The sequence below is a fragment of the Nocardia sp. 852002-51101_SCH5132738 genome, assembly GCF_001665695.1.
In the GTDB taxonomy this organism is placed as follows: Bacteria; Actinomycetota; Actinomycetes; order Mycobacteriales; family Mycobacteriaceae; genus Nocardia; species Nocardia nova.
This window is the reverse complement of sequence record NZ_LZML01000168.1, coordinates 1-9,613: the sequence shown is the minus strand read 5'-3', so window position 1 is coordinate 9,613 and position 9,613 is coordinate 1. Positions and strand designations below refer to the sequence as shown.

7 protein-coding genes are annotated in these 9,613 nt (G+C 58.5%); 1 reads left to right on the top strand and 6 read right to left on the bottom strand.

Annotated elements, in window-relative coordinates; all coding sequences use genetic code 11:
* Positions 1-17 precede the first annotated feature (17 nt).
* The 4 genes from A5789_RS25885 to A5789_RS36920 form a co-directional block, all read right to left on the bottom strand.
* On the bottom strand, positions 18-2,369 hold the full coding sequence (locus A5789_RS25885; RefSeq protein ID WP_064905855.1) for a hypothetical protein: 2,352 nt from the start codon (positions 2,367-2,369) through the stop codon (positions 18-20).
* Between the two features lie 297 nt (positions 2,370-2,666).
* Positions 2,667-3,854 carry a DUF4236 domain-containing protein gene (locus A5789_RS38095; RefSeq protein ID WP_064905852.1) on the bottom strand — a complete coding sequence of 396 codons (1,188 nt, stop codon included), beginning with the start codon at positions 3,852-3,854 and terminating at the stop codon, positions 2,667-2,669.
* 81 nt (positions 3,855-3,935) lie between these two features.
* The gene (locus A5789_RS36925) at positions 3,936-5,423 is read right to left on the bottom strand and encodes a hypothetical protein (RefSeq protein WP_155525677.1); all 1,488 of its coding nucleotides are present in this window, start codon (positions 5,421-5,423) and stop codon (positions 3,936-3,938) included.
* Positions 5,424-5,429: 6 nt separating this feature from the next.
* Entirely contained in the window at positions 5,430-7,199 is a 1,770-nt protein-coding gene (locus A5789_RS36920) for a tetratricopeptide repeat protein (RefSeq protein WP_155525678.1), read from the bottom strand.
* A 480-nt stretch (positions 7,200-7,679) separates the two neighbouring features.
* On the opposite strand from A5789_RS36920, the gene A5789_RS25875 reads away from it, so the two are divergent.
* Positions 7,680-7,919 carry a DUF262 domain-containing protein gene (locus tag A5789_RS25875; RefSeq protein WP_064905849.1) on the top strand — a complete coding sequence of 80 codons (240 nt, stop codon included), beginning with the start codon at positions 7,680-7,682 and terminating at the stop codon, positions 7,917-7,919.
* On the opposite strand, the gene A5789_RS36915 is transcribed toward A5789_RS25875, so the two are convergent.
* Positions 7,920-8,126: a hypothetical protein gene (locus A5789_RS36915; RefSeq protein ID WP_155525679.1), complete on the bottom strand. Its 207-nt coding sequence runs from the start codon at positions 8,124-8,126 to the stop codon at positions 7,920-7,922.
* Positions 8,127-8,199: 73 nt separating this feature from the next.
* Positions 8,200-9,267 carry a DUF91 domain-containing protein gene (locus A5789_RS25870; protein WP_155525680.1) on the bottom strand — a complete coding sequence of 356 codons (1,068 nt, stop codon included), beginning with the start codon at positions 9,265-9,267 and terminating at the stop codon, positions 8,200-8,202.
* Between the last annotated feature and the right edge of the window lie 346 nt (positions 9,268-9,613).

The window sequence follows — 9,613 nt, the reverse complement described above, 5'->3', positions numbered from 1 at the left end:
CGCATTCGAAGGCCGGATCAACCCGACCGGAAACTAACCCCTACCGGGGTCAGATCCACCGGTAATCCGACACTCCCCGCCTCATCCAAAGAGTCGGCGTCTCGACGGAGCCGTGCTTCTCGATCGGACACCGCCCTGTCTGCCGAGTGGGCGTTCTCGGTTGAGCGCTCGATGTCGCGGTCACACTGCGAAAGCTGTTGGCAGTATTGATGTTCCGTCTGAATCGTAGTGCTGAGGGTTCGCCTCCGTACGGTCAACGCGGCCTCGGCGGCATCGAAGTGCGCCTCGGCACTCGACAGTGTGGCGTCTGCCATCGCGAGTGCTTCTTTGAATGGACTCGCGTCCTTGTTCCACTCGTCCAAAGCATTGCGCGACCAGAATCGTCGGAGCCTGCCTGGCTTTCCCGCAAGATGTGTATTCAACTGCGCACTGGCAGATTGAACCTTTTTGTTGGCGCGCGCCACGCCCTCGGCCGCGGCATCCCGCGCTTCGAGCGCATTGCTGAGTTCCGCTTCGGCGCGCCTACGTTCTGCCTGGGTGTTATCGGCGAGCCGGTGCAGTTCGTCGCGATACTGGCGAAGACGGGCGACGTAATCATGTTGCCCCTGAGCGTCTTTGCGTAGTGCGATGAGTCGAGGATCCGACTCGGACTCGCGAACGAGGATGTCGGAGATACGTTGGCGTTGCTGCGCAAGCTGTTTCACGTTCTCGAGCGCGGCATTGAATCGGTCGACGGCCTCGCTCCAGGTCGGCAGATTCGAGTCCGATCCCGCTGAGACGGAATTTTCGAGATCCATCAGGATCTGATGCAGCCCGACCAGCTCGGAGGGTTCCTCCCGGTTCTTACTCCGCTTGTCCGTACCCCACCAGAACCGATCCACGAAATCTTGCCGAAAACTTCGCCGGCCCAATCGGGCGGCTACTGCGCCCCAGCAGGGGGTCCCCGTCAGGATTGTGGCGGGGCCGGCCAAGTAGTCGGCGTCCGGGAACGTCTCCAGATCAATAGTTTTCGATGCTGGTACCTCGAGTGTGATGTTCTCTACGGCGCCGTTGTTGGAAGACGCGACCACGATCTCGAAGCCGGTCAGATCGGTACGCAGCGGATGCAGCTTCCGGTGGTACTTCTTGACGGTTTCCTCGGTTGTCCATGTCAGGGGCGTCTTCTGGAACGCTTCGGATGCGGACTTCAATCGTGCCAACCTGGTCGCTCGCGCCACCACGAGCGCGGCGATCAGATCCCGGAGCATCGTCGTTTTACCTGTTCCGGGCGGCCCGTTGACCGCGTACAAGCGACGGGCGGCCGGATCTGCAAGGCTGTTGAAGATCTCGTTTATGGCGAATTGCTGACTCAATGCCAGTGGCTGGGTCGATTGGGCAGGCCAGCGCCCGAACGGCATGGACTCCGGTGCCAGCGAACGCAGCACCGTTGCCGGCGATCTCCGCAGATCGACACGTTGTGCCAGGTCGATCGATTCGTCGTCCCGGAGATAGTCGGTGAGTGCCTTTCCGGCGTCTCCGGCGGCCAATGAGTTTGCGACCAGTTCGAGGTCCGGGGCATAGAAGCTGTTCAGGAACTCATCACCCGCCGCGTCATCCGCTGTCCGCAATGGGATCTGACGACTCTTGACACGAATGTGCCTCGGCTCCAGCGCTTCCGCCAGCCCCAGCGTCTCGGCAACCCATCGGGTGATCGCGGCAAGGTCGTCGACGGTGAGGACTTTGGTGCCGAGCCCGGCCGGGGCGGAGCTGTCGTCACCCTCGGCGCTTTCAGGTCCCGTGTCTTTCCCGTTCCTACTCAGCTTCGGTTTGACGGTCGCATTGATGGTGTCGTTCGCGTCCTTGGCGAGCGAATCGCCGATCTTCTCGATCACCTTCGCAGCGATCGGGCCGACCGTCGGTGCGGCGACCATGCCGACAACGGATGGGAGCGCCGAGATTCCTCCGGTTGCGACATCGAGCGCAACCCGTGCTGCTGTGCCGGCGACCAAACCAAGTCCGCGGCCCGTAGCTTCCGACGTCGAACTGATGGGAATGCGGCCGTCACCGATTTCGAAGAGATAGCCCAGCAGCTTCTCCTGGTCGTCGTCGAAGCCGTCGAGCCACGCATCGTCATCCGGGCCAGGGGTTAGAGTCCGGCTCACCGCCCAAGCACACGAGGACAACGTGATGCTCTCTTTGATCAGATGGCCTGCTTCGTCAACTCCGAAACTGAGCAGCGCACTCGCACCTTTGACCCGGCCGTCGAGATCGTGCTCGGATTCTGGAGCGCGCAGCGCTTCCTGGAGCACCTCGCGCACCTTGCGCGTTTCGAAGATTCCGGCGTATACGGTGTGTCGCCAAATTCGGTCTTTGCGCGGCGCCGACAGCACCCCTGCCTCCCATGGAAGCGGGCGCCCCTTGCTGACTGCTCGAACGTCGTTCTTGGGGTCGACAGCGTCGACCTTGGGTGGGCTGAAGTACTCTACGGCGCGCCAGTACCGCACGATCTGTGCTCGGCGTTCGGCATCACTACGATTGTGCACGCTAACCCCCCGCTGGCTCGAAACCCGTTGTCGCGCTGAGGATAAAGGTACCTCAGCGCTGGTAGGTGGTCGTGGGGATCGCGCAAACCAGTGTTCGTCGACGGGGTCGGGCGGAGCGTCGAAAGGGTGTGTGCCGGACCGAGATCAACCAGTGTATTCGGTCCATGCGTGCCCGTCCCACCATCGTCTGCGGGCGATGTGGCCAGGGTCTGGATACCAGCCTGCTGGAGGGGGAGAACCTTGAGCTACAGCGGTCGGCGACGCTGCAGGTTCGACATGCTGTGGACGTGGCGTTTCGCCGGTGTCGATCGTCGTCTCGATCTCGGGAGCGATGGTCGGCATCGCTGCCAATTGCTGTGCAAAGTACTGCGCTGCAGGCAGATTGGAGAATTGCCAGCGTAGGGTGAGGCCTGGCCCGGTGATCTCGAGCTCGGCGTACTGCAACACGGGGAGCATCCGGTTGTTCTTGTACCGCCGATCCGGCCCGCCGTTCTTATTTGCGTACTGCCAGGTGTGGTCGACCTGCACCGCGTCCGGTGGTACGGCTCGGTCTTCGATGAACCGGCGCGGTGCGACGCTGGTCGTCACCTCGCAATACTTCCAGGACGCGAATTGCCTGCCGGATTGGACGAGGATCTGGTCGGGCAGGAAGTAGAGACTGAACTTTTTCGTCTTCAGGCCGGGCACGGCGATATTGGTCGCGAGCCACTTCGGTCCGTTGTTGACCGGTGCTACCGGCTGTCGCGTAACCAGCGATGCAGCCCCCGCGTTGACCTTGCGGGCATAGGGCGAGGTCAGGGCTGCCTGGGCGTCGATCAACCATCGTCCGTGTGTTCCGCGGATGCCGTCGAACGCACGATTGAGACTGTCGAACGCCTGAGCCGCAATACCGTTGACGTCATAGATAACCGGCACGCGGAGTTGGCCTTTGAGCCATGCGGCCGGCGACAGCGGGAAGCGATGAGAGGCCGCGTTGAGATCTTGAACCAGGTCGGTAGCGGTTCCGAACTCGAGATCCAGAACGGTGACGGCGGGTAGTTCCTGGACGACCTGCGTCGAAGGCGTCATGATGGTCGCGGCGCGGCGACGGGTACCCGTCGCGGAGCGGCGCGGGCCGGAAAGACTGGTTCTGTAGGAGAGGCCTCCGGCGCCCATGTGCACATAGGTCCCACGCGGGCCGGCCCCGACCCGCAATCCCTTCACGCCGGCCGAAACACCGAGCCCCGACTTCGACAGGTTGAAGCGAAAGGGGCCGGCGCTGACGCTCTTGCGCAGATAGAACCCCACGGATGCCTCCTGCAGCACCTGCCGCCGCCCGCGATAGTGATTCATCGCTCGAAAGCAGCTGCTATCGCTAGATCGGCGCGGGTTGGGGAAGTATTACAAATGCTCCATTCAGCCCCGACCGCTCCGTCAGAGACCAGTAGCCGAGTGAACGACCTCGTAAATCCATGCGGCAAGCCCAGCACTTGGGAGATCACCGAGAATGCCGGTGAATCGGTCCCAAATCCATCCCCCGATTCTTTTAAGGGTGCCGAGATGTTCGGCTGCCTCCTCTTTGTCGCCGAAGGTCTCCAGTACGTTTTCTTGCCACCATTGGAGCGCGGTGAGTGCCGCGATCTTGTCCTTGACCGATACACTCGATGTACTCACATCCTCGGTCAGTGTACGCAGTGATTCTATGAGATCCTGCACTCCGCCGCCGACAGCGGAACCTTGCGTAACTGAGTTATTTCGTCCGACTGCGGCTCCCTTATTATCGCGTCCGGCTGTTTGCTTGTTTATATCTTTTCCGGCCTTATCGCCATGCTCAATATTGTCGCCACCTATAAACGTCGGATTATTCACAATTATCCTCTCGTGAAAGTGATTTACAACAGTGGGGCTGCCGGTGGAACTTGACACAAGCGGGTCACCGCTCTGAAGGCATGCCCACGGAGCTAGGGCGTCCCGGGCGGCCATGCTAACTAGCAAACTGTCGTCATTGGTGAGGTCGTGCAGTGCTATCCGTGCAGCATTGATCTGGGATTTATCCTCAGAATTGGAAATAATATGCTGCAAGTCTTCCACGGTTTGTATGCGCTGACTGGGTCTACTGCTCCGCAAGCCCTTTCGAATTGCAATCGACAACTCCGCGACGACGGGAGCTGCTGCTGGTGCTAACCTTGGATTGCTGGCAATAACTAGCTTCTTAGACGTCTCGTCAACAGTCTGCAAAAGGGGTGATTGGCGTGGAATGCAAACCGATAGTTCGTTCAATAAGAACGAATACATATCGCCCACTGTCACGTGACCGTCAAGGTCGATGTCAGCTTTTCCGTCACTCAGACCCCTGCAGATTGACTCAATAAACTCGCCCTCATGCCAAGTAGAGATGCTGGGTGTACCTCCGTCGTTGGAAAGCACTGACGCGATGACAGCACGCCCAAAGGCAGGAACGGCAAACGCCAGGTCACCTTTCAGTACTAGTTGGTTGGAACCGGCGATCACAACGTGCGAGGCAAGGAAGGCGCAATCCGCCAGGACTACCACCTGGGCGCAGGCGCTACGGGCGATCTGTCTTGCCAGCCAATTTGAAGGTACGGTCGTAGTAAGGTCGTCAATGTTGGTGTCGGATGCAATGAATTGTATATCGCCACCCGACGTTTGGATGCATCGCGCTGAAATGTGCAGCAGAAGAAGGTCGTCCCACTGACGATCAGAAAACAGCCTGCCGATCGCATCGAATGCGACTTCTGCGGTCGGGTTTCGAACTACCGATACGTGATCAAATTCGCCCACATCTTCCTGCAGTAACAACTTTTCGAGCATCTCGATACCGGGTACCGGGCCGTCAAACTTTGGCACTCTCGTGTCGGAATATTCAGAGACAGAAAGGATGAGCGCAAAACGACTTGCCAAAATATCCTACCCTACACGCCGCCTACTGATACGTGCTGAATAGCCAGGCGAGCCGGGCCTTCCTCCGATTTCAAAAACATTCGGTTCCGAATCGCGGTCTGTATCCAGCAGCTTCAGGGTCACATCACGGGCGTGCTGATTTGCCCACCACTGAATTAGGCGGACGAGGGTGTTAAGATTGTCCACAGTGCGCAGCTGTACGACTAGGGCGCCAGCCTCCGGTACATCTTCCGCCTTTTTGAAGGGTGCCGGCTCTCGTTCTATAAGCGCCTTTACATAGTCGGTATCCATTGAGTTTAAGTATTGCTGTAAATACATGGCTTGCGACGACAGTTTATGCGCCTGTTCATCACTTTTCGGGTTTAGCCAAATTTGCACAACGGAAGATGAGGGCAAGTTCGGAATGGTGTTCTCGAACCCGTACTGTTCCCTGATTTCGGAAATCTCCTCAGAGAGCGCTTGATGTAGCGGGTCGCTGGGCGGCGTTGAATACAAAGCCTCTGTGAGATGCCGCAATCCCGACGAGATCTCTTGGCTCCCTCCGAGGGGCAATAATGCATACCCGAGATGCAGGGATATATCGCGTCGTACCAAGGGGGCGCTTGTTATACCTTCCGCCAAACGTAGAACCTCGACAGCGTCCGCGTAGTGGGTTCGTTGCTCCGTTTCTGATGTTCTTGCGTAAAGGTTCAAGGCTCGGCCGAGGGTTACCAGTAGATTAGCTTTTTCGGGCTGCAGATTGGATGTTATGTTCGCTACGCTGCGCAATATAGAAATTGCTCGTTCCAGATCCAAAATTCCCTCGGAATTGCTGCGTTTGAGACTTCGGTCAATCAGAGCATTTCCGAGACTGAGCGCGCGACGTCGTACTGAATCTTCGCCTTCTACGGCGGGTGCGAACGATACTTCTAGAGCTTCAATCGCACGGTCCAGATCGTTAGCATCTCCGAGGCGTTCGTATCGTGCTCGGAGGGCATTCCCGAGATTGTTCAAAACCATCAAGTAGTCGATGCGGACATCGGATTCTAAGGCAGAGTCAAACAGCTCAATGGACTGATCAAGGTAAGCTATTTGTCCAGACCATCCATATTTCCTGAGCTTGACATTTCCCAGGTCGACAATTACATAAACTCTGATGGGCTCTTTCGCGGAAGTCGCGGCCCCCGATAGCAGTTCATGCGCCTCGTCGAGACGGGCTCGGTCTCCAAGGTCGTCGTAGCATTGGACTAGGGTGCGACAGTAGTTGACCCACAGTCTGGCTCGGTCCGTATCTTCGGACTTGTTCAATGCTCTGCGGTAGGTTTGGACCGACTCTTCGAGAATTCCATAGTCATGTCGCCGTCCGTAGAGGCGATGAAGCGCATTGGCAAGATTGGCCACGAGCCAGTGTGATGGGCGCTTCGGGGATTCGATATTTAGTGCAGCCCGAAAGTGTGCGATCGATTCGTGCAGGTTCGAATCCTCGCCCAGCATTTCGAAACGTCGGAAGTTGCATGCGGCCAGGTAACTCAATGCCCAGACTTCATAGTCAGGGTTAGCGCTCCTTTGGGACTCGTTTAACGCGCTGTAGAACGCAGTGGTCGCTTCCTTGAGGCTCTTAGGATCCCCCAACTTTTCATAGCGATGAAACGCACTCTCCCCGGAGCGAAGATGGAATACTACATCTGGAGGCCACGTGCCGCTGTGAAGTGGGACCTCAGTGACGACGCCAGTTGATGCATCAATAGGAGCCGACGGTGGGCCGCCGGCTAGAAGGTCTATTTCGTCGTGGCCCAATGGTGGCTCCCCCGATGACACGTCGGCATGTGAAGTCAAGGAAACTATGCCACAGCTACGGGTGGCGCGCGAGCATAACTTGTATCGTCGAGCGAAATAGGGTGCGTGGTCGGTTTTGCTCATAATTCACCGAACTCTGTCGCCGTTGTGAACCGAACGGCTGTGCATGTCGTTAAAGGAGGCAACAGCAGTTGCAGGCGTCCGTGCAAATGCAAGTACAGTACCTAGTGGTTTGTTTGTAGTGCCTATCTGCCGGGCGTCGAGGTCAGTCGACGCTGCGAGGCGTTTGTGTTGGTTCTGGCTGAAAGGACAAGCTCGTGTCGAGTTGCGATCATGACCTCGCGCCGTGGGGCGACGAGGGTGAGGGTTCGGATGAAGGCTTCGGAGACTACGTTCGCGGCACTTGTGCAGGGGGAGAAATAATTTCAGATCCCGCTGTATCAGCGCACAGGTTCCCGGTCGGACGAGCAGCTCGCATAGTTGCTGGGTGACATCTACGAGCAGGCCGAGTTGCTGGGGCAGGAAGACCGGGGAACCACGCATTTCTGTGGATCGGTGGTGCTGGCCCCGTCACCGTTGAACGTTCCAAGCTTCGCTCGCTGGCTCGTAGTGGACGGCCAGCAGCAATTAACGACGCTGAGCCTGGCGCTCGCGATGATTCGAGACCATATCGCCGCGGCCGATCCGCGGCAGGGGAGCGGATCGACGAGCAGTATCTGATCAACAAGCACCAGGAAGGGGACGGGTTCTTCCGGCTCTTAGTTGCTGAAAGGTGATGGTTCGACTGCGCGAGGCTCGGTAGAGCGCATCGAAATTCATCGTTTCAACATTGTCTCCGACGGCGAACAGGTCATCGGTCCTGCTGACAATGATTGGGTTCATTCGAAAGCTCACCTGAAATATATCGTCGATCTGGAATTCGCTCATCGTCAGCGCCCTGTCTGTGCTGTGAGAGAGTTGTTCGGATACTCGCCGCGCCGGCACAGCCAAATAGCGCTGCTCACACGTCGAACGTGTCGGCGAGCCGCTGCAAAGTGAACGGGTGTCGGAGCTTCGCGACAACGTTCTGGTTGGCGAACATGCCCTTCTCCCAGAACGCGTCTTCTCGCGGGCGCGTATCCAGCCATCGCACTCGGACGAAGTACTCGCACATAGTCGGGTCGTAGGCGTTGGCGCCTATGTTGGCTGCCCGTACCGGCGCCTGCAGTATCGGCGTGGGGCTTCCGTCGACCTCAACGTCGAATTCGGTTACGGGCAGGGCGGTTTCAACGACCTCGCCTACGCCGACGTATCCACGCGATGGGATTTCTGCCCAGACACGCGCCCCTGGTTGCAAGTTCAGCATGGCCTTGCGGTACTTCTCGCCTTGACCGGCGGACACGAATCCATACCGCCGCATGTCATCCCAGTTTCGAAACTCTTCTTCGCCGACGGCAACGAAGAAGTCTCGCCCGTTCCACGGCGGCTGCTTCTTACCGGTCGCCACGGTGACGAGGTCGAGGTCCGGATTGCTGCGCCACGATCGGGCCAGGTACTCGCGGTTGTCGTCGATCATGAACTGGAAGAACAGGACGTTGATCGGGACGCCGTAGCCCCGAACGTAATCGACGATCTGTTCGGTGCTCGTATCCATCGCGGCTGCGACGATTACGAGGTGGTGCGTCGTGTTCACCGCGTCGGGTACATCGGATTCGAAGTGCTCGGTGAATGCCGATTCGAAGTCCCGGCCGTCGTGGTGAGTGCTGAACAAATCGCTGATCGCCTCGAACGACAGGTTTTGTATCCAGTAGCCGTATTCGAGCGCTTGCGCGACGACATCCCGCGGAGTCTTGTCTTTCTTCAACTCGATGACGTACAGGTCGCCCTGGCCGTCGATCGCCAGCAGGTCGATGCGCTTACCGAACTCGGTGACAACCTGTCTGCCGACGACGAGAAGGTCGCCCAGCCCAAGGATGTCGACACGGCTTTCGATTATGTTCTCGAGTCGTTCCTCCGACTCCATAGCACTAGCAGGCACCTGCTGGACCTGCCCTTGGTCGACTCGCCACAGACCGAACTTGACCGCCACCTTGCCACCTTAACGCCAACGCGAACTTGAGACGAAGACGGCGTTTCGGCACGAATTCACCGGAGCCCCAGCAATGTTCTCGTCGCTGGGGGTACGACCTCTTCGAGGTGGGCGGCGTGACTCGGTGGGTCTGGTTGGCGTGGAGCGCTATTCGCTCGAGTACCGTTCGACTTCGGTCAGGGAAGCGGATTCGAATAGTCGCTCGCCATCGTCGATGTCGATCAGAACCCATCGGTCAGCCCCATTGAGGCTGCCGCACAGTGATGTCCACGTGCCTGTCTACAACAGTCCGGATTCCTCGAGCCCGGCACGCAGACGTTGCTGATGCTCCGGCGGCCCTTGCCGG

Coding starts and splice junctions, on each gene's coding strand:
- A5789_RS36915 (WP_155525679.1), bottom strand. CDS start 8,126: ATGAGCGAATTCCAGATCGACGATATATTTCAGGTGAGCTTTCGAATG.
- A5789_RS38095 (WP_064905852.1), bottom strand. CDS start 3,854: ATGAATCACTATCGCGGGCGGCGGCAGGTGCTGCAGGAGGCATCCGTG.